We start from the raw sequence: 19,711 nt of genomic DNA, 5'->3' as shown, positions 1-19,711 counted from the left end.
ACTCGGAGATCGGCATGCATCCGCACACCCCTCGCATCGGAATCATCGGCAGTGGCGCAATCGGCGGCTTCTATGGGTTGATGCTGGCCCGGGCCGGTTTCGATGTGCATTTTCTGTTGCGCAGCGAGTACCAGGCCGTCAGTGAGCAAGGGCTGACCCTGGACAGTGATGTGCATGGTGCGTTGCAGATGCAGGTACAAACCTATGCCAGTGCCGCCGACATGCCGCCTTGCGACTGGTTGCTGATCGGTGCCAAGGCCACCAGCAATGATCAGCTGGCACCGCTGATCGTGCAGGCCGGCGCATCCGGCGCCAAGGTTGTACTGCTGCAGAACGGTCTGGGCGTGGAGGAGCAATTGCGCCCGGCCTTGCGTAGCGACATGCACCTGCTGGGCGGCCTGTGCTTTATCTGTGTCAACCGTCATGCGCCAGGCGTGATCCGCCATCAGGCACTCGGAGCTGTCAACCTGGGTTACCACAGTGGGCCGGCAAGTGATGGCGGTGCTGCGCTGGTCGGTGAGGGGGTGGCGTTGTTCAAGCGCGCGGGCATCGATTCGCAGGCCATGCCAAATCTCGACTCGGCGCGCTGGCAGAAGCTGGTGTGGAACGTGCCCTACAATGGCCTGTCTGTGCTGCTGGGGGCCAGCACCACGCCGCTGATGGCAGACAGCCACAGCCGTGATCTCATCCAGGCATTGATGGCCGAGGTGGTGCAGGGCGCCGCAGCCTGTGGCCACGTGTTGCCCGAGGGCTATGCCGAGCACTTGTTCCAGGTGACCGAGCGCATGCCCGACTACTGGCCAAGCATGTATCACGACCATACGTTCAAACGCCCACTGGAATTGCAGGCCATCTATGCCGAGCCGCTGGCCCGTGCGCGTGCGGCAGGCTGCTGCTTGCCGCGTATGGAAATGCTCTATCAGTCGCTGAGCTTCCTCGACAGCAACCACCGGCCTCACTGAGGGCGGCACTGACCTCGGCTGGGCGCTTCAGCCCGCGCCAGTAGCGCGCCGGACGGCAAAGCGTGCATCCGGCGCGCTGCTAAGCTGAAGCTTGCTCTGCCGCTGCGGCAGTCGAGGAGGTCGAATGATCCGCTCCATGCTGTACGCCACCGACCTCGGTGTCTACGCACCTTTTGTGATGCAACACGCGCTGGCCCTGGCGCGTACGTTCAATGCCGAGTTGTATGTGATCCATGCAGTGGAACCCATGGGGCAGTTCGCCGAATCCCTCCTGCAAAGCTACCTTGATGAGCAGACGCTCGACCAGTTGCACAGCCAGGGCGTGAACACGGTGATGGCCAACATCGAGCAGCGCGTGCTGGAAAACTTTCGTGATGAGCTGGGCGAGGAGGCCGACCTCGCGGTGATCAAGGCGGTGCGGGTGCGCCAGGGTGACCCCGCGCAGGTAATCCTTGACCAGGCACAACGGTTGAGTGTCGACCTGCTGATTTTCGGCAGCCACAGCGCCGGTGCCGGCGTGGATGTGCCCCTTGGGCGAACGGCGGTTCGGCTGCTGCAGCTGTCACCGGTGCCGGTGTACATGGTGCCGTTGGCGCAGCACTTGGGGCGTAGGAAAGCATGAAGATGGCTGTAGGCTGTTTCCGGGGGCATGTAACAAAATTGTTCTAGATTTATTTCCAGAACCACTAATATAGTTATATATCGTCGCTGCCTGCTGCCGCGGACTCATCGCTGAACCGAGGGGAACCTATGAAGCTTCAACAACTGCGCTACATCTGGGAAGTGGCGCACCATGACCTCAACGTCTCCGCGACGGCGCAGAGCCTGTATACCTCCCAGCCAGGTATCAGCAAGCAGATCCGCCTGCTCGAAGACGAACTGGGTGTTGAAGTCTTTGCGCGTAGCGGCAAGCACCTGACCCGCGTCACGCCGGCCGGCGAGCGCATCATCAATACCGCTGGCGAAATCCTGCGCAAGGTCGAAAGCATCAAGCAGATTGCCCAGGAGTTCTCTAACGAGAAGAAGGGCACGCTGTCCATCGCCACTACCCACACCCAGGCGCGCTATGCCTTGCCGCCGGTGATCAGCAGCTTCATCAAGCAGTACCCGGAAGTGTCCCTGCACATGCACCAGGGGTCGCCCATGCAGATCGCCGAGATGGCAGCAGACGGCACGGTAGATTTCGCCATCGCCACCGAGGCCCTGGAGCTGTTCGGCGACCTGATCATGATGCCGTGCTACAAGTGGAACCGTTGCGTGGTGGTGCCGCAGGGTCACCCGCTGGCCAAGCTGCCGAAACTCACTCTGGAAGCGGTTGCCGAATACCCGATCGTTACCTATGTGTTCGGCTTTACCGGGCGCTCGAAGCTGGACGAAGCGTTCAACCACCGCGGCCTCACGCCGAAAGTGGTGTTCACTGCGGCCGACGCCGACGTTATCAAGACCTATGTGCGCCTGGGACTGGGCGTGGGTATCGTCGCGGGCATGGCTGTGGATGCCAAGCTCGACAGTGACCTGGTGGCGCTGGATGCCAGCGAGCTGTTCGAGGCCAGTATCACGAAGATCGGCTTCCGCCGTGGCACCTTCCTGCGTGGCTTCATGTGCGACTTCATCGAGAAGTTCGCCCCGCACCTGACCCGCGAAGTGATGGCCAAGGCCATTCAGTGCCATAACAAGCAGGAGCTGGAAGAGCTGTTCGAAGGTGTCGAACTGCCGGTGCACTGAAAGCAGCTACGAGCTTTAAGCTGCAAGCTTCAAGAAAAGGCAGTCCATCTACGGGCTGCTTTTTTCTTGTGGCTTGCAGCTTGTAACTTAAAGCTCCTTATCAGGCCTTGCTGATCAGGTTGCCCGCGTGCAACCCGCATTCCTTCTGTGTCGACTCTTCCCACCACCAGCGCCCCTCGCGCTCATGCTGATTCGGCAGTACCGGCCGGGTGCAAGGCTCGCAGCCAATGCTGATGAAGCCTCGTTCATGCAGGCTGTTGTACGGCAGCTCAAGCATGCGGATATAACCCCACACTTCCTCGCTGCTCATCTGCGCCAGCGGGTTGAACTTGTACAGCGTGCGCTCGGGTGTGGAGAAGGCGCTGTCGATTTCCAGTGCCGCGACCTGGCTGCGGGTGCCCGGGCTCTGGTCGCGGCGCTGGCCGGTGGCCCAGGCGCGCACGCTAGCCAGCTTGCGGCGCAGCGGTTCGATCTTGCGGATGCCGCAGCACTCGCCGTGGCCGTCCTTGTAGAAGCTGAACAGGCCCTTTTCTTTCACGAACGGGTCAAGCTTGTCGCGGTCCGGGCTGAGGATTTCGATTGGCAGGTTGTACTGCTCGCGAACCTGGTCGATGAACCGATAGGTCTCCGGGTGGAGTCGGCCGGTGTCGAGGCTGAACACCTTGACCTGCTTGTTCAGCTTCCAGGCCATGTCGACCAGCACCACGTCCTCGGCGCCGCTGAAAGAGATCCACAGGTCATCGCCAAAGTGCTCGAAGGCAAGCTTGAGGATGTCCTGCGGGGACTTGTTGGCATAGGTCGCGGCCAGGGCGGCGACGTCGAAGGGTTGGCTCATCAGGCGGTTTCCATCTTGGCTGTGGCGCTGTGCGCTCGTAGTAAGGTGATGGTAACAAAAAAACGCGGGCTAGACGGACTCACAAGCCCTGCAAGGTCTGCATCAACACCCGCACTTTGGCGATCGACTCTTCATATTCGGCTTGCCATTCGGAGTCGGCCACGACCGCGCCGCCACCCCAGCAGCTGACCTGGCCGTCTTTGACCAGCAGGCTGCGAATGGCAATCGAGCTGTCCATCTCGCCGCGCACATCCACATACATCAGCGAGCCGCAGTACAGCGCCCGGCGCGCGGGTTCCAGCTCGTCGATGATCTGCATGGCGCGAATTTTCGGCGCGCCGGTGATCGAGCCGCCGGGGAAGCTGTCGCCGATCAGGTCCAGGGCATCCTTGTCGTTGGCAAGCTGGCCAGTGACACTGCTGACCAGGTGATGGACGTTGGGGTAGCTCTCCAGGCTGAACAGCTCCGGTACTTTCACCGAGCCGATTTCGCAGGTGCGCCCCAGGTCGTTGCGCAGCAGGTCGACGATCATCAGGTTTTCCGAGCGGTCCTTGGGGCTGCGCAGCAGCTCCTCGGCATTGCGTGCGTCTTCACCTGGGTCGCTGGCGCGCGGACGGGTGCCTTTGATTGGCCGGGTTTCCACCTGGCCCTGGCTGACACGGATGAAGCGCTCGGGCGAGAAGCTCAGCAAGGCGCTGCCGTCAGCCAATTGCTGGTAGCCGGAAAACGGCGTGGGGCATGCCTTGCGCAGGGCCTGGTAGGCTCGCCAGGGGTCGCCCTGGCAGGGGGCGCGGAAGCGTTGAGTCAGGTTGATCTGGTAGCAGTCACCGGCCTGGATGTAGCGCTGTACCTGGTCGAAAGCGGCTTTGTACTGTTCCGGCTGCAGGTCACCCGCCATTGGGGCGAGCAACTGGAAATCACCGGTTTCGGTGCAGCTACTGCCTTCGAACAGGCTGATCAGGCGTTCTCGCTCGTCGCTTGCCAGGCTCGGGTGGAACACCAGCTGGCTGGTGCCGTGCAGGTGGTCGCTGACCAGTGCCCAAGCGTAGAGGCCCAGTTGCGCGTCAGGTAGGCCGAGGTCGTCCACAGCCAGGCTTGGCAGGTGTTCCAGTCGGCGGCCGAAGTCGTAGCTCAGGTAGCCGATCAGGCCACCGGCAAAGGGCAGCTCAACGCCCTTGGGCAAGCTGGCGTGGCCCAGTTGCGCCAGGCCGGCACGCAGACGCTTAAGGAATGCGCGGCCGTCTTCATCGAACTGTGCTTGCAACTGTTGCAGCGGCCAGGCGCTGAGCAGGTCGAAGCGACCGCGTTCGGCGCCGGGGCGGGCGCTGTCGAGCAGGATCGCGCCGGGGGCCAGGCGCAGGCGGGCGAAATAGGCAGCAGGGTCGGGCTGGTAGGGCAGGGGGTGCAGCGTACAGGTCGGCATCAGTGTGGACGGCGATGTAAAAGCGAGGAGGGCGATTGTAGACCTGTGTAGGAAAAGCGCCTAGCACTGGGCGCGACATTCAACATTGTGTTTTATGCAGGGACCGCACAGCGGTCCCAAGATTTCAGCGGTTAGGCACGTGCCCGAACAACCCCTGCGCTACACGAACGCGCTGTTCGGCATCTTCGGTAATGCCGTCCTTCGCCAGTGCTTCGATGTGCGCTTCGATGGCATGGGTGCGCTGGGTCAGGCCGCAGTCGTTGGCAATCTGGATGTTCAGGCCCGGGCGGGCGTTAAGTTCCAGAATCAGCGGGCCTTTGTCCTGGTCCAGCACCATGTCCACGCCAATGTAGCCCAGGCCGCACAGCTCATAGCAGCCGGCCGCCAGCTTCATGAAGCCGTCCCAGTTCGGCAGTTGCACGCCGTCCACCGCATTGGTGGTGTCCGGGTGCTTGCTGATGATGTTGTTCAGCCAGGTACCGCGCAGGGTCACGCCGGTGGCTAGGTCGACACCCACGCCGATGGCGCCCTGGTGCAGGTTGGCCTTGCCGCCGGACTGGCGGGTCGGCAGGCGCAGCATGGCCATGACCGGGTAGCCCATCAGCACGATGATGCGGATGTCCGGCACGCCTTCGTAGCTGATGCTCTTGAAGATCTGGTCGGGGGTGACCCGGTATTCGATCAGTGCGCGGTCGCGGTGGCCGCCCAGCGAGTACAGGCCGGTGAGGATGCTCGAAATCTGGTGCTCGATTTCCTCATGGCTGATGATCCTCCCCGACACGGTGCGGTAGCGGTCCTCGAAGCGGTCAGCGATGACCAGGATGCCATCACCGCCGGCACCCTGCGCCGGCTTGATGACGAAGTCGCTGCGCCCGCCAATGATCTGGTCGAGCTTTTCAATCTCTTTTTCGGTCTCGATGATGCCGTACATTTCCGGCACATGGATGCCGGCCGCCAGGGCACGCTCCTTGGTGATGATCTTGTCGTCGACGATCGGGTACAGGTGGCGCTTGTTGTACTTCAACACGTAGTCCGCGTTGCGCCGGTTGATACCCATGATGCCCCGGGCCTCCAGGGCTTTCCACGTCTTGATCAGGCCAAACATCAGGCGTCAGCCTTCTTCAGGAATGCCTTGAAGCGCACGAGCTCGGTGAGGCGGTAGCCGCGGTAGCGGCCCATCGCCAGCATGAAGCCCACCAGGATCAACAACACGGCAGGGAAGGTAAACACGAAGTACACCAGTTCCGGCACCATCATCAGCAGGTGCGCAAGCGACGCGGCGAACAGGGTGCCGATAGCCACTTTCATGGCATGGCCACCGCCACGTTCTTCCCAGGTAATGGACAGGCGTTCGATGGTCATGGTCAGGATCACCATCGGGAACAATGCCACCGACAGCCCGCGCTCCAGGCCCAGTTTGTGGCTGAACAGGCTGATGGCGGCGATCAGCACCACGACAAAGGTGAGTACCACCGACAGGCGCGGCAGCATCTGCAGCTTGAGGTGTTCCAGGTACGAGCGCAGTGACAGGCCCAAGGCCGTGATGACCGTGAACAGCACGATGCCGAAGCCCAGCTGGGTCTCGCGGAAGGCCAGGGCGATCAGCACCGGGGTGAAGGTGCCCAGGGTCTGCAGGCCGATCAGGTTGCGCAATACCAGGATCACCAGCACGCCGATCGGGATCATCACCATGATCATGAAGGTTTGCTGGGTTTGCAGCGGCAAGCCGTACAGCGAGTATTCGAGGAAGTCGGCGTCGGTGTTCTCGTCGGTCAGCTTGGCCAGGCGGATGGCGTTCATCTCGCTGTTGTTCATGCTGAAGGTGACGTTGGCCTTCTTGCCGCCATCGACGGTAATCAGGTTGTCGTCACCGGTCCACCACAGCAGGCGGTCGCTGGGCAGGCCCTGCTCGCCGGTGTCCGGGTTGAAGTACAGCCAGTCGTTACCGTTGAAGCTGCGCAGCCACAGCTCAGGGGTTTGCGGGGTATCGGCCACCAGGCGGATGGTGTGCACCTTCTCCATCGGCACATGGGCGATCGACAGCAGCAGGTCGATGATCTGGGCCTTTTTCATTGGCGAGGTGTCGCCGGCCAGCAGCAGCTTGACGTTGTCGTCGTTGAGGTTGTTGACCCGCTTGATGGTCTCGCTGACGAAGGTCTCGACGTCGGCGGAGTGCTGGCGAATCGGCGCCATCAGGGCTTCGGCGGCAATCTTCTCGGGGCCTTCGATCGCCAGGCTGTCACGGAAGGTCGGGCCTTTGACGGTGGTCTTCTCGTTGCTGTAGCGCTTGGTCAGCACCAGGCGGTAGTACAGGGTCTGGTTGCCGCTGGCGCGGCGGGCCGACCAGGTAACCTTGCGGTTGCCGTCGGCGCGGTTGACGCTGACCCCGTAGTTGTTGGAGATGAAGCTCTCGTTAAGGCTGACGTAGTCGCGGTTCAGCGGTGGCACGAACATCTGCACCTTGACCGGGTCCTTGGTGCTGGCCACGAACTCGACCTTGGCGTCGATGTTCCACAGGTCGTCGGTTTCATCCTCGGTCACCGGGATGCCGAGGAAGAAGATCTGATAAGCCGTGACCGCCACGCCCAGTAGCACCAGGACGGTGATCAGGACTTTCAGATGGAGGGTAAGAGAGCGCATCGGGATTACTCTGCTTTGGGAGCGTCGGTGGCACAGGCAGGTTTGCCGGCCGCATATTTAAGGCTTGGGTCGACCAGCGCGTCGAAGTGCTTGAGCGCCTCGGAGCCGATCAGCAGCGGGAACTGGAACGCGCTGCGGTCGGTGAGGTTGACTTCGATGGTGCGCATGGCCTGGCCCAGGCAGATTTCGAGTTCGATGACCGGGCGGGCGGTATAGGCCTTGCCCGATTCGGCATCATAGTCGCCGGCCCGGCGCTTGATCTTGCTCACGCGTGCCAGCGGGCGCTCGATCGGATGCGAGTGCGCCGCATCGATGGCCAGGTAGAAGCGCACCCAGCTTTCGCCGTTGCGCTTGAAACGCTTGATGTCGCGGGCGCTGAGCGATGCGGTCTTGGCACCGGTGTCGAGCTTGGCGGCCACTTCCAGGTCCAGGTCGCCCAGGCGGGCGTATTCGTTGAGACCATACACGGTCTTGCCCGCCGCCTGGCCAAGGGCCGGTAGCAGGGTGAGGTATAGCAGCAATAAAACGGGTGTAAGTCTCATAATCCTGGCGCGGTGCGGTGCAAGGTTCGGGCTATGTTAAGGGCAAGGCGACTGGCAACGACTGCGCAAGCTTCCTCGTTTATCTGTCAACAAGCATGAATGGATGACAGACAGGCTATCCATACCCCATCGGAGGCGCGGCATTCTATCACGCCGACGTCTTGACGCCAGCGGTGCGCGATCTGACAGCATCGAGAGGGTGATAGTTCGTTCTTAGACGATTGTCGACAATATTCATTTTGTCTTTGACTTGGAGGGCTCTGTTCGTTAATTTCTGGCGAAGAGTTTTTCAAGGTGTCGACAATATGCAGGACCTTTCCACCCCCAGCCCGGTGCAGGCAGACGAAACGGAAACCCTTTCCGAAAACGTCTTCCGGCGCATCCAGGCGGCCATCGTCAAAGGTGAAATCGCCCCTGGCAGCAAGATCTCCGAGCCGGAGCTGGCGCGCACCTATGGCATCAGCCGCGGGCCGCTGCGCGAGGCCATTCACCGCCTTGAAGGCCAGCGCCTGCTGGTGCGCGTGCCGCATGTGGGGGCGCGGGTTGTGTCACTCAACCACGCCGAGCTGATCGAGCTGTATGAAATCCGTGAATCGCTCGAAGGCATGGCCTGCCGGCTGGCCGCCGAGCGCATGAGCCAGGCAGACATCGACGAGCTGCGCCGGGTGCTCGACACCCACGAGCGCGATGCCGCGTTCCAGGCCGGCCTGGGTTATTACCAGCAGGAAGGCGACTACGACTTCCATTACCGGATTATCCAGGGCAGCGGCAACCAGACCCTGGTCAAGATGCTGTGTGGCGAGCTGTACCAGCTGGTGCGCATGTACCGCATCCAGTTCTCGGCCACGCCCAACCGCCCACGCCAGGCGTTTTCCGAGCACCACCGCATTCTCGATGCCATCGCCGACCGTGACGGCGAACTGGCCGAACTCCTGATGCGCCGCCACATCGGCGCGTCCAAGCGCAATATCGAGCGTCACTACCTGGACGCCCACAACAACAGCCCACGAGGTGAGAAATGACTGTGAAGAGCACCCCCGGTCAGCGTTTCCGCGATGCCGTTGCCGCTGAGCACCCGCTGCAGGTGGTTGGCACCATCAACGCCAACCATGCCCTGCTGGCCAAGCGCGCCGGCTTCAAGGCCATCTACCTGTCCGGTGGCGGCGTGGCCGCCGGCTCCCTGGGCCTGCCGGACCTGGGCATCAGTGGCCTGGACGACGTGCTCACTGACGTGCGCCGTATCACCGACGTGTGCGACCTGCCGTTGCTGGTGGATGTCGACACCGGCTTCGGTGCCTCGGCCTTCAACGTTGCCCGCACCGTGCGTTCGATGAGCAAGTTCGGTGCTGCCGCCATCCATATCGAGGACCAAGTGGGCGCCAAGCGCTGTGGTCACCGCCCGAACAAGGAAATCGTCAGCCAGCAGGAAATGGTCGACCGCATCAAGGCCGCCGTCGATGCCCGCACTGATGACAGCTTCGTGATCATGGCGCGTACCGATGCCCTGGCCGTCGAAGGCCTGAACGCGGCCCTGGACCGTGCCGAGGCCTGTATCGAAGCGGGCGCCGACATGATCTTCCCGGAAGCCATCACCGAACTGCAGATGTACAAGACGTTCGCTGACCGGGTGAAGGCACCGATCCTGGCCAACATCACCGAGTTCGGCGCCACGCCGCTGTACACCACCGAAGAGCTGGCCTCGGTTGACGTGTCGCTGGTGCTGTACCCGCTGTCGGCGTTCCGTGCCATGAACAAGGCAGCCGAGAATGTGTACACCGCGCTGCGCCGCGACGGCACGCAGAAAAACGTGATCGACACCATGCAGACCCGCATGGAGCTCTACGATGCCATTGGTTACCACGCCTTCGAGCAGAGCCTCGATGCGCTGTTTGCCCAGAAGAAGGGCTGAGCAACACCCCGAATTAGCCAGAAAGCATCCATAACAAATTCAAGAAAGGAGAATCACCGTGGCCGAAGCAAAAGTACTCAGTGGTGCAGGCCTGCGCGGCCAAGTGGCTGGCCAGACCGCACTGTCGACCGTGGGCCAGGCCGGTGCCGGGCTGACCTACCGTGGTTATGACGTGCGTGACCTGGCGGCCGGTGCCGAATTCGAAGAAGTCGCCTACCTGCTGCTGTACGGCGAGCTGCCAACCCAGGCCGAGCTGGCGGATTACAAGCGCAAGCTCAAGGGCCTGCGTGACCTGCCGCAAGCACTGAAGGAAGTGCTGGAGCGCATCCCGCGTGACGCTCACCCGATGGACGTGATGCGCACGGGTTGCTCCGTGCTGGGCACCCTGGAGCCCGAGCTCACCTTCGAGGCCCAGCGCGACAAGACTGACCGCTTGCTGGCACTGTTCCCGGCCGTGATGTGCTACTGGTACCGCTTCACCCATGAGGGTGTGCGCATCGATTGCACCAGCGACGAAGACACCCTCGGTGGCCACTTCCTGCACCTGCTGCATGGCAAGAAGCCGAGCGCGCTGCACGTCAAGGTGATGAACGTGTCGCTGATCCTCTACGCCGAGCACGAGTTCAACGCCTCGACCTTCACTGCCCGCGTCTGTGCCTCGACCCTGTCCGACCTGTACTCCTGCGTCACCGCTGCCATCGGCTCGCTGCGCGGCCCGCTGCACGGCGGTGCCAATGAGGCGGCCATGGAGCTGATCGAGCGTTTCCAGAGCCCGCAGGACGCCACCGCCGAGCTGCTGCGCATGCTGGAGCGCAAGGACAAGATCATGGGCTTTGGCCACGCGATCTACAAAGAGTCCGACCCGCGCAACGAGGTGATCAAGGGCTGGTCGAAGCAGTTGGCCGACGAAGTGGGTGACAAGGTGCTGTACCCGGTTTCCGAAGCCATCGACAAGACCATGTGGGAGCAGAAACGCCTGTTCCCCAATGCCGATTTCTACCATGCTTCGGCGTACCACTTCATGGGCATTCCGACCAAGCTGTTCACCCCGATCTTCGTCTGCTCGCGCCTGACCGGCTGGGCGGCGCATGTCTTCGAGCAGCGCGCCAACAACCGCATCATCCGCCCGAGTGCCGAATATGTCGGCGTCGAGCAGCGCCAGTTCGTGCCGATCGAACAGCGCTGAACAGAAATAGAGAGGCAACCCGTTTCCCCTGTGGGAGCGGGCTTGCCCGCGAATGCGCCCGACCGGGCAACAGCGGAGCACCTGCTGACGCATGCGCGGGCAAGCCCGCTCCTACAAGGGTGCGGCGGAGCTTTCCGAATCCTTGACCGAGCCTGAACAATGAATACTGCATACCGCAAAAACCTGCCAGGCACCGACCTGGACTACTTCGATGCCCGTGCGGCGGTCGAGGCGATCAAGCCCGGCGCCTACGACGGCCTGCCATACACCTCCCGCGTGCTCGCCGAAAACCTGGTGCGCCGCTGCGATCCGGCCACCCTCGATGCCTCGCTGAGCCAACTGATCGAGCGCAAGCGCGACCTCGACTTCCCTTGGTTCCCGGCCCGCGTGGTGTGCCACGACATCCTCGGCCAGACCGCGCTAGTCGACCTCGCCGGCCTGCGTGATGCCATTGCCGACAAAGGCGGTGACCCGGCCGCGGTCAACCCGGTGGTGCCGGTGCAGCTGATCGTCGACCACTCGCTGGCCGTCGAGTGCGGTGGCTTCGACCCGCAGGCGTTCGAAAAGAACCGCGCCATCGAAGACCGCCGCAACGAAGACCGCTTCCACTTCATCAACTGGACCAAGAAAGCGTTCAAGAACGTCGACGTGATCCAGCCGGGCAACGGCATCATGCACCAGATCAACCTGGAGAAGATGTCGCCAGTCATCCACAACGACCGTGGCGTGGCCTACCCGGACACCTGCGTCGGCACCGACAGCCACACGCCCCATGTCGACGCCCTGGGCGTAATCGCCATAGGCGTCGGCGGGCTGGAAGCCGAGAACGTGATGCTGGGCCGTGCCTCGTGGATGCGCCTGCCGGAAATTGTCGGCGTCGAACTGACCGGCAAGCTGGCACCGAACATCACCGCCACCGACCTGGTGCTGGCCCTGACCGAGTTCCTGCGCAAGCAGAAAGTCGTTGGCGCGTACCTGGAGTTCCATGGCGAGGGTGCCCGTGCCCTGACCTTGGGCGACCGCGCCACCATCTCCAACATGGCCCCGGAATACGGCGCCACTGCAGCCATGTTCGCCATTGACCAGCAGACCATCGATTACCTGCGCCTGACCGGTCGCGAAGAGCAGCAGGTCAAGCTGGTCGAGACCTACGCCAAGGCCGCCGGCCTGTGGGCCGACAGCCTGGGCGCCGCCGTCTACGAGCGCACCCTGAGCTTCGACCTGTCGAGCGTGGTGCGCAACATGGCCGGGCCGTCCAACCCACACGCACGCGTGGCCACCAGCGACCTGGCGGCCAAAGGCATCGCCGGCAGTTGGGAAGAAGTACCGGGGCAAATGCCTGACGGCGCGGTGATCATCGCCGCCATCACCAGCTGCACCAACACCAGCAACCCGCGCAACGTGATTGCCGCAGGCCTGCTGGCGCGCAATGCCAACAAGCTGGGCCTGGCCCGCAAACCCTGGGTCAAGTCGTCGCTGGCACCGGGCTCCAAGGCCGTGCAGCTGTACCTGGAAGAGGCGGGGCTGGAGAAGGAGCTGGAGCAACTGGGCTTTGGTATCGTCGCCTTTGCCTGCACCACCTGCAACGGCATGTCCGGCGCCCTGGACCCGGTAATCCAGCAAGAAATCATCGACCGCGACCTGTACGCCACCGCCGTGCTGTCGGGTAACCGTAACTTCGACGGGCGTATCCACCCGTATGCCAAGCAGGCCTTCCTGGCGTCCCCGCCACTGGTGGTGGCCTATGCCATTGCCGGCACCATCCGCTTCGATATCGAGAAGGATGTGCTGGGTGTGGTCGATGGCAAGGAAATCCGCCTCAAGGATATCTGGCCGAGCGATGAAGAGATCGACGCCGTGGTGCGTGCTGCGGTCAAGCCAGAGCAGTTCCGCAAGGTGTACATCCCGATGTTCGCCATCGAGGAAGACCGTGGACCGAAGGTGGCGCCGCTGTACGACTGGCGCCCGATGAGCACCTACATCCGCCGCCCGCCCTATTGGGAAGGTGCCCTGGCCGGTGAGCGCACCCTGCGCGGCATGCGCCCGCTGGCGGTGTTGCCGGACAACATCACCACCGACCACCTGTCGCCGTCCAACGCCATCATGCTCGACAGTGCCGCTGGCGAGTACCTGGCGAAAATGGGCTTGCCGGAAGAAGACTTCAACTCCTACGCCACCCACCGTGGCGACCACCTGACCGCCCAGCGTGCCACCTTCGCCAACCCCAAGCTGTTCAACGAAATGGTGCGCAAGGAAGACGGCAGCGTAAGGCAGGGTTCGCTGGCGCGTATCGAGCCGGAAGGCAAGGTCACCCGCATGTGGGAAGCCATCGAAACCTACATGCAGCGCAAGCAGCCGCTGATCATCGTGGCCGGCGCCGATTACGGCCAGGGTTCGTCCCGTGACTGGGCGGCCAAGGGCGTGCGGTTGGCGGGTGTCGAGGCGATCGTGGCCGAAGGCTTCGAGCGCATTCACCGTACCAACCTGGTGGGCATGGGCGTGCTGCCGCTGGAGTTCAAGCCGGGCACCGACCGCAAGACCCTGGGCCTGGACGGTAGCGAGACGTATGACGTGCTGGGCGCGCGTACGCCGCGGGCGACTCTGACCCTGATGGTTACCCGCAGCAATGGTGAGCGCCTGGAAGTGCCGGTGACCTGCCGCCTGGATACCGCCGAGGAAGTGTCGATCTACGAGGCGGGTGGCGTGCTGCAGCGTTTTGCCCAGGACTTCCTCGAAGCAACCGCTTGAACAGGACTTGAACATGGCACATGTACCGCAAGTAAAAATCCCCGCCACCTACATCCGTGGCGGCACCAGCAAGGGTGTGTTCTTCCGCCTGCAAGACCTGCCCGAGCAGGCGCAAATCCCGGGGCCGGCCCGCGATGCGCTGCTGTTGCGGGTAATCGGTAGCCCCGACCCTTACGGCAAGCAGATCGACGGCATGGGCGGTGCCACCTCCAGCACCAGCAAGACCGTGATCCTGTCGCGAAGCATCAAGCCCGGGCATGATGTGGACTACCTGTTCGGCCAGGTCAGTATCGACAAGGCGTTTGTCGACTGGAGCGGCAACTGCGGCAACCTGTCTGCGGCGGTCGGTTCGTTCGCCATCAGCAGTGGCCTGGTGAGCGCGGCGCGCATTCCACGCAACGGTATCGCCACGGTGCGCATCTGGCAGGCCAACATCGGCAAGACCATCATCGCCCATGTGCCGATCACCGAAGGTGAAGTGCAGGAAACCGGCGATTTCGAGCTGGACGGGGTGACCTTCCCGGCGGCCGAGGTGCAGCTGGAGTTTCTCGACCCGGCAGCCGACGAAGACGGTGACGGCGGTTCGATGTTCCCGACCGGTAACCTGGTCGATGAGCTGGAGGTGCCGGGCGTAGGCACGTTCAAGGCCACCCTGATCAACGCCGGCATTCCTACCATCTTTGTCAATGCGGCCGATATCGGTTACACCGGTGCTGAACTGCAGGATGCCATCAACGGGGACCCTCAGGCGCTGCTGCGCTTCGAGACCATTCGCGCTTACGGTGCCGTGCGCATGGGCCTTATTGAAAACGTCGACCAGGCAGCCGGACGTCAGCACACACCAAAAGTGGCGTTCGTTGCGCCGCCGAGCACCTACACTGCGTCCAGTGGCAAGGCGGTGCAAGCGGGTGATATCGACCTGCTGGTGCGCGCCTTGTCCATGGGTAAGCTGCACCATGCGATGATGGGGACGGCTGCGGTGGCGATTGGCACTGCGGCGGCCATTCCGGGCACGCTGGTCAACCTCGCGGCTGGCGGGGGGGAGCGTAGCGCCGTGCGTTTCGGCCACCCCTCGGGCACCTTGCGGGTCGGGGCCGAGGCGCGTCAGGTGAATGGTGAGTGGACAGTGACCAAGGCAATCATGAGCCGCAGTGCTCGCGTGCTGATGGAGGGCTGGGTTCGCGTGCCTGGCGATAGCTTCTAACGCACCAATGGCGCTCGGCTTCAAGAGGGGCTGCACAGCAGCCCCCTTTCACAGGAGCTGCATATGAGCGCCAACGTTGACCTGAACGACCGCCCGGACTACGACCGAGTGCTGCAAACCCTGGCCGACTACGCCCTCGGCTACCGGGTCGATTCCGCCGAAGCCCTCGACACCGCACGCAACTGCCTGATGGACACCTTGGGCTGCGGCCTGCTGGCCCTGCGCTTTCCCGAATGTACCAAACTGCTCGGTCCTCAGGTTGAAGGCACGTTGGTGCCCAATGGTGCCCGCGTCCCCGGTACCGCCTACCGGCTCGACCCGGTCAAGGCGGCCTGGGACATTGGCTGCACCGTGCGCTGGCTGGATTACAACGACACCTGGCTGGCAGCCGAATGGGCTCACCCCTCGGACAACCTGGGCGGTATCCTGGCCGTTGCCGATCACCTGTCGCAGAAGCGTGTGGCCGCTGGTGAAAAACCGCTGCTGATGCGTGATGTGCTCGAAGCCATGGTCATGGCCCATGAGATCCAGGGTGTGCTGGCACTGGAAAACTCGTTCAACCGTGTCGGTCTCGATCATGTCATTTTGGTGAAAGTGGCCTCGACTGCCGTGTGCGCCAGGTTGATGGGCGCCAACCGCGAACAGATGCTCTCGGCGTTGTCCCATGCCTTCGTCGATGGCCAGGCCCTGCGCACCTATCGGCATGCGCCCAATGCCGGCTCACGCAAGTCCTGGGCGGCGGGTGATGCGTCCAGCCGTGGCGTGCGCCTGGCCGATATCGCCCTGCGCGGTGAGATGGGCGTACCGGGTGTGCTCACGGCCCCACAGTGGGGCTTCTACGACGTATCGTTCAGCCATACCAACAAGGACCTGGCGCTCAAGCCCGCCGGGCAGTACGAACTGCGTCTGCCTCAGGCCCTGGGCAGCTACGTGATGGAAAATGTGCTGTTCAAGGTCAGCTTCCCTGCCGAATTTCACGCCCAGACTGCCTGCGAAGCGGCGGTCACCCTGCACCCACGGGTGCGTAACCGCCTGCATGAAATCGACCGCATCGTCATCACCACCCAGGAGTCGGCAATCCGCATCATTTCCAAGAGCGGCCCGCTGGCCAATGCCGCTGACCGTGACCACTGTTTGCAGTACATGGTGGCAGTGCCGTTGATCTTCGGGCATCTGGTGGCGGAGCACTATGAAGACACCTTCCATGCCAACCACCCCAGCATCGACCGCCTGCGCGAGAAGATGGAAGTGGTGGAAGACCCGCGCTTCAGCCGCGAGTACCTCGAGCCGGACAAGCGCTCGATCGCCAATGCGCTGCAGGTGTTCTTCAAGGATGGCAGCAGTACCGAGCAGGTGGTGGTGGAATACCCGATCGGGCACCGGCGGCGGCGAGGGGAGGGCATACCCCTGCTGGAGGCCAAGTTCAGGGCCAACCTGGCAACGCGGTTTGCGCGGCAGCGGTGTGGGGAGGTGCTGGAAGTGTGCAAGGACCAGCAAATGCTGGAAGCGATGGCGGTGCACCGCTTTGTGGATTTGTTCGTGATCTGAGCGGGTGTGAGCAGGCAAATGAAAAAGCCCCGGCATCGCTGCCGGGGCTTTCTTTTACAGCGTGTAACTCAGCTTACGCCTGAACCACCGGGATCTTGGCGTTGGCTGCCGCTTCGCGGAACTCGGCGATCTGGTCGAAGCTCAGGTAGCGGTAAACGTCGGCAGCCATGCTGTCGATGTCTTTCGCGTACTGCATGTACTCTTCGACGGTCGGCAGCTTGCCGATGATCGAAGCGACAGCAGCCAGCTCGGCCGATGCCAGGTACACGTTGGTGGCGTCGCCCAGACGGTTCGGGAAGTTACGGGTCGAGGTGGAGACCACGGTCGAACCGGTCTGAACACGTGCCTGGTTACCCATGCACAGCGAGCAGCCTGGCATTTCCATGCGCGCACCGGCCTTGCCGTAGATGCCGTAGTAGCCTTCTTCGGTCAGCTGGTGGGCGTCCATCTTGGTTGGCGGGGCCAGCCACAGACGGGTCGGAATACCGCCCTTGACCTTTTCCAGCAGCTTGCCGGCAGCGCGGAAGTGACCGATGTTGGTCATGCACGAGCCGATGAACACTTCGTCGATCTTCTCGCCCTGTACCGAAGACAGCAGGCGGGCATCGTCCGGGTCGTTCGGCGCGCAGAGCACAGGCTCTTTGACGTCGGCCAGGTCGATTTCGATGATTTCGGCGTATTCGGCATCGGCGTCGGCCGACAGCAGCTCAGGCTTGGCCAGCCAGGCTTCCATGGCCTGGGCGCGGCGCTCCAGGGTGCGGGCATCGCCGTAGCCTTCGCCGATCATCCAGCGCAGCAGGGTGATGTTGGACTGCAGGTACTCGGCGATGGCCTTCTCTGGCAGTTTGATGGTGCAACCGGCAGCAGAACGCTCAGCCGAGGCGTCGGACAGCTCGAAGGCTTGCTCGACGGTCAGTTCGTCCAGGCCTTCGATTTCCAGGATGCGGCCGGAGAAGGCGTTTTTCTTGCCTTTCTTCTCGACGGTCAGCAGGCCTTGCTGGATGGCGTAGTAAGGGATCGCATGCACCAGGTCACGCAGGGTGATGCCAGGTTGCAGTTTGCCCTTGAAGCGCACCAGGATCGACTCTGGCATGTCCAGCGGCATGACGCCGGTGGCAGCGGCGAAGGCTACCAGGCCGGAACCGGCCGGGAACGAGATGCCGATCGGGAAGCGGGTGTGCGAGTCGCCACCGGTACCCACGGTGTCAGGCATCAGCATGCGGTTCAGCCAGCTGTGGATGATGCCGTCGCCCGGGCGCAGCGACACGCCGCCACGGGTGCGGATGAAGTCTGGCAGGGTGTGGTGGGTGGTGACGTCGATCGGCTTCGGATAGGCCGCGGTGTGGCAGAACGACTGCATGACCAGGTCAGCGGAGAAGCCCAGGCAAGCAAGGTCTTTCAGCTCGTCACGGGTCATCGGACCAGTGGTGTCCTGGGAGCCGACGGTGGTCATCTTAGGCTCGCAGTAGGCACCCGGGCGCACGCCCTGGCCTTCTGGCAGGCCACAGGCACGGCCGACCATCTTCTGCGCCAGGGTGAAGCCCTTGCCGGTGTCGGCAGGCTGCTCTGGCTTCTTGAACAGGTCCGATGGGCCCTGGCCCAGCTCGGCGCGGGCTTTTTCGGTCAGGCCACGGCCGACGATCAGCGGGATGCGGCCGCCAGCGCGGACTTCATCCAGCAATACTTCGGTTTTCAGCGCGAACTCGGTAACCAGCTCGTCGCTGCCGTGGCGGCGCACTTCACCTTTGAACGGGTACACGTCGATGACGTCGCCCATGGCCAGGTTGGTGCAGTCGAATTCGATCGGCAGGGCGCCGGCGTCTTCCATGGTGTTGTAGAAGATCGGGGCGATCTTGGTGCCGAAGCAGAAGCCGCCGGCGCGCTTGTTCGGCACGTACGGGATGTCGTCACCGAAGAACCACAGCACCGAGTTGGTGGCGGATTTACGCGACGAACCGGTACCGACCACGTCACCGACGTAGGCAACCGGGAAGCCTTTGGCCTTGACGGCTTCGATCTGGGCCAGCGGGCCGACCGAACCTGGCTGCGAGGGCTCGATGCCGTCACGGGCCATTTTCAGCATGGCCAGGGCGTGCAGCGGGATGTCAGGGCGCGACCAGGCGTCCGGGGCAGGGGACAGGTCGTCGGTGTTGGTCTCGCCAGGCACCTTGAACACGGTCAGGGTGTACTTGTCGGCGATGGCCGGGCGCGAGGTGAACCACTCGCCGGCAGCCCAGGACTCCAGCACGGCCTTGGCGTGGACGTTGCCCGCCTTGGCTTTTTCGGCCACGTCGTGGAAGGCATCGAACATCAGCAGGGTGTGCTTGAGCTGTTCGGCCGCGACGGCGCCCAGTTCGGCGTCATCCAGCAGTGCGACCAGCGTTTCGATGTTGTAGCCGCCCTGCATGGTGCCCAGCAGTTCGGTGGCGTGCTTGCGGTCGATCAGTGGCGACTTGGCTTCGCCCTTGGCGACGGCGGAGAGGAAAGCAGCCTTGACGTAGGCAGCTTCGTCGACCCCTGGCGGTACGCGGTTGGTGATCAGGTCTACGAGGAAGGCTTCTTCGCCGGCCGGCGGGTTTTTCAGCAGCTCGACCAGGCCTGCAGTTTGTTCGGCGTTCAGCGGCTGGGGCACGATACCCAGGGCGGCACGCTCTTCGATGTGTTTGCGGTAGGCTTCAAGCACAGTTATTTCCCTCATCAGTGGTCCCTAAAGGGGGTCCGGGACGCTCATCCAGCATTCCATGCACCCATGCGCTGCTACGGCTTTGTGGGCCGCCCAGCCAGGGTCGCAAAGAATCCTTACAGAAGCTGCTTTCAAAGTTTTACGCCTGCAGAACGGGGAGCTGATGAGGGCTGGCGCGGGCATGCGAGGGGTGCATGGCCCGGGCCAACGCCGTTCTACCGGATTAACTGTGCTCGTGACGCTTTGAAAACAGCTTCCAACGGACATTGTTGCCTTTGAAAAGGCGGGATGATTCTACGGCAAAAA

The 19,711-nt window shown here is 62.9% G+C and carries 15 protein-coding genes; 9 read left to right on the top strand and 6 right to left on the bottom strand.

Annotated elements, in window-relative coordinates; all coding sequences use genetic code 11:
• Positions 1 to 14 precede the first annotated feature (14 nt).
• From APH36_RS09130 to cysB, 3 genes are all read left to right on the top strand, one after another.
• Positions 15 to 962, top strand: a complete 948-nt coding sequence (locus APH36_RS09130; protein ID WP_060498366.1) for a putative 2-dehydropantoate 2-reductase — start codon at positions 15 to 17, stop codon at positions 960 to 962.
• Between the two features lie 124 nt (positions 963 to 1,086).
• A complete protein-coding gene (locus tag APH36_RS09125) occupies positions 1,087 to 1,584 on the top strand; it encodes a universal stress protein (protein WP_016714749.1) in 498 nt (165 codons plus the stop codon).
• Positions 1,585 to 1,712: 128 nt separating this feature from the next.
• Entirely contained in the window at positions 1,713 to 2,687 is a 975-nt protein-coding gene (gene cysB, locus APH36_RS09120) for an HTH-type transcriptional regulator CysB (RefSeq protein ID WP_010953293.1), read from the top strand.
• A gap of 100 nt (positions 2,688 to 2,787) precedes the next feature.
• Here the strand turns inward: cysB and APH36_RS09115 are convergent, their stop codons facing one another.
• The 5 genes from APH36_RS09115 to APH36_RS09095 all read right to left on the bottom strand — a co-directional run bounded on the left by APH36_RS09115 (position 2,788) and on the right by APH36_RS09095 (position 8,127).
• A complete protein-coding gene (locus APH36_RS09115; RefSeq protein ID WP_060498365.1) occupies positions 2,788 to 3,522 on the bottom strand; it encodes a phosphoadenylyl-sulfate reductase in 735 nt (244 codons plus the stop codon).
• A 79-nt stretch (positions 3,523 to 3,601) separates the two neighbouring features.
• Positions 3,602 to 4,945: an aminodeoxychorismate synthase component I gene (gene pabB, locus APH36_RS09110; protein ID WP_060498364.1), complete on the bottom strand. Its 1,344-nt coding sequence runs from the start codon at positions 4,943 to 4,945 to the stop codon at positions 3,602 to 3,604.
• Positions 4,946 to 5,069: 124 nt separating this feature from the next.
• Positions 5,070 to 6,050 carry an alpha-L-glutamate ligase-like protein gene (locus tag APH36_RS09105; protein WP_060498363.1) on the bottom strand — a complete coding sequence of 327 codons (981 nt, stop codon included), beginning with the start codon at positions 6,048 to 6,050 and terminating at the stop codon, positions 5,070 to 5,072.
• Entirely contained in the window at positions 6,050 to 7,585 is a 1,536-nt protein-coding gene (locus tag APH36_RS09100) for an inactive transglutaminase family protein (protein ID WP_016714745.1), read from the bottom strand. Before APH36_RS09100 ends, APH36_RS09105 begins: the two co-directional genes overlap by 1 nt.
• A gap of 5 nt (positions 7,586 to 7,590) precedes the next feature.
• Positions 7,591 to 8,127: an ATP-dependent zinc protease gene (locus tag APH36_RS09095; RefSeq protein ID WP_060498362.1), complete on the bottom strand. Its 537-nt coding sequence runs from the start codon at positions 8,125 to 8,127 to the stop codon at positions 7,591 to 7,593.
• A gap of 305 nt (positions 8,128 to 8,432) precedes the next feature.
• Between APH36_RS09095 and APH36_RS09090 the strand changes: the two genes are divergently transcribed.
• The 6 genes from APH36_RS09090 (at position 8,433) to prpD (ending at position 16,722) form a co-directional block, all read left to right on the top strand.
• Positions 8,433 to 9,149 (top strand): GntR family transcriptional regulator, encoded by a 717-nt coding sequence (locus APH36_RS09090; protein WP_016714744.1) that lies wholly within the window; start codon positions 8,433 to 8,435, stop codon positions 9,147 to 9,149.
• Positions 9,146 to 10,036, top strand: coding sequence for a methylisocitrate lyase (gene prpB / locus APH36_RS09085; RefSeq protein WP_016714743.1), 891 nt, complete (start codon positions 9,146 to 9,148; stop codon positions 10,034 to 10,036). Before APH36_RS09090 ends, prpB begins: the two co-directional genes overlap by 4 nt.
• A gap of 58 nt (positions 10,037 to 10,094) precedes the next feature.
• Positions 10,095 to 11,222 (top strand): 2-methylcitrate synthase, encoded by a 1,128-nt coding sequence (gene prpC, locus APH36_RS09080; protein WP_060498361.1) that lies wholly within the window; start codon positions 10,095 to 10,097, stop codon positions 11,220 to 11,222.
• A 159-nt stretch (positions 11,223 to 11,381) separates the two neighbouring features.
• Positions 11,382 to 13,970, top strand: coding sequence for a Fe/S-dependent 2-methylisocitrate dehydratase AcnD (gene acnD, locus APH36_RS09075; protein ID WP_060498360.1), 2,589 nt, complete (start codon positions 11,382 to 11,384; stop codon positions 13,968 to 13,970).
• Positions 13,971 to 13,983: 13 nt separating this feature from the next.
• On the top strand, positions 13,984 to 15,174 hold the full coding sequence (prpF, locus tag APH36_RS09070; protein WP_060498359.1) for a 2-methylaconitate cis-trans isomerase PrpF: 1,191 nt from the start codon (positions 13,984 to 13,986) through the stop codon (positions 15,172 to 15,174).
• 63 nt (positions 15,175 to 15,237) lie between these two features.
• Positions 15,238 to 16,722, top strand: coding sequence for a 2-methylcitrate dehydratase (gene prpD / locus APH36_RS09065; protein WP_060498358.1), 1,485 nt, complete (start codon positions 15,238 to 15,240; stop codon positions 16,720 to 16,722).
• 73 nt (positions 16,723 to 16,795) lie between these two features.
• Here prpD and acnB read toward each other — a convergent pair whose 3' ends face one another.
• Entirely contained in the window at positions 16,796 to 19,405 is a 2,610-nt protein-coding gene (gene acnB / locus APH36_RS09060) for a bifunctional aconitate hydratase 2/2-methylisocitrate dehydratase (protein ID WP_060498357.1), read from the bottom strand.
• Positions 19,406 to 19,711 lie beyond the last annotated feature (306 nt).

It is taken from the genome of Pseudomonas sp. NBRC 111133, assembly GCF_001320605.1.
Lineage (GTDB): Bacteria > Pseudomonadota > Gammaproteobacteria > Pseudomonadales > Pseudomonadaceae > Aquipseudomonas > Aquipseudomonas monteilii.
This window is presented reverse-complemented; position numbering and strand designations above follow the sequence as displayed.

Coding starts and splice junctions, on each gene's coding strand:
- APH36_RS09130 (WP_060498366.1), top strand. CDS start 15: ATGCATCCGCACACCCCTCGCATCGGAATCATCGGCAGTGGCGCAATC.
- APH36_RS09125 (WP_016714749.1), top strand. CDS start 1,087: ATGATCCGCTCCATGCTGTACGCCACCGACCTCGGTGTCTACGCACCT.
- cysB (WP_010953293.1), top strand. CDS start 1,713: ATGAAGCTTCAACAACTGCGCTACATCTGGGAAGTGGCGCACCATGAC.
- APH36_RS09115 (WP_060498365.1), bottom strand. CDS start 3,522: ATGAGCCAACCCTTCGACGTCGCCGCCCTGGCCGCGACCTATGCCAAC.
- pabB (WP_060498364.1), bottom strand. CDS start 4,945: ATGCCGACCTGTACGCTGCACCCCCTGCCCTACCAGCCCGACCCTGCT.
- APH36_RS09105 (WP_060498363.1), bottom strand. CDS start 6,050: ATGTTTGGCCTGATCAAGACGTGGAAAGCCCTGGAGGCCCGGGGCATC.
- APH36_RS09100 (WP_016714745.1), bottom strand. CDS start 7,585: ATGCGCTCTCTTACCCTCCATCTGAAAGTCCTGATCACCGTCCTGGTG.
- APH36_RS09095 (WP_060498362.1), bottom strand. CDS start 8,127: ATGAGACTTACACCCGTTTTATTGCTGCTATACCTCACCCTGCTACCG.
- APH36_RS09090 (WP_016714744.1), top strand. CDS start 8,433: ATGCAGGACCTTTCCACCCCCAGCCCGGTGCAGGCAGACGAAACGGAA.
- prpB (WP_016714743.1), top strand. CDS start 9,146: ATGACTGTGAAGAGCACCCCCGGTCAGCGTTTCCGCGATGCCGTTGCC.
- acnD (WP_060498360.1), top strand. CDS start 11,382: ATGAATACTGCATACCGCAAAAACCTGCCAGGCACCGACCTGGACTAC.
- prpF (WP_060498359.1), top strand. CDS start 13,984: ATGGCACATGTACCGCAAGTAAAAATCCCCGCCACCTACATCCGTGGC.
- prpD (WP_060498358.1), top strand. CDS start 15,238: ATGAGCGCCAACGTTGACCTGAACGACCGCCCGGACTACGACCGAGTG.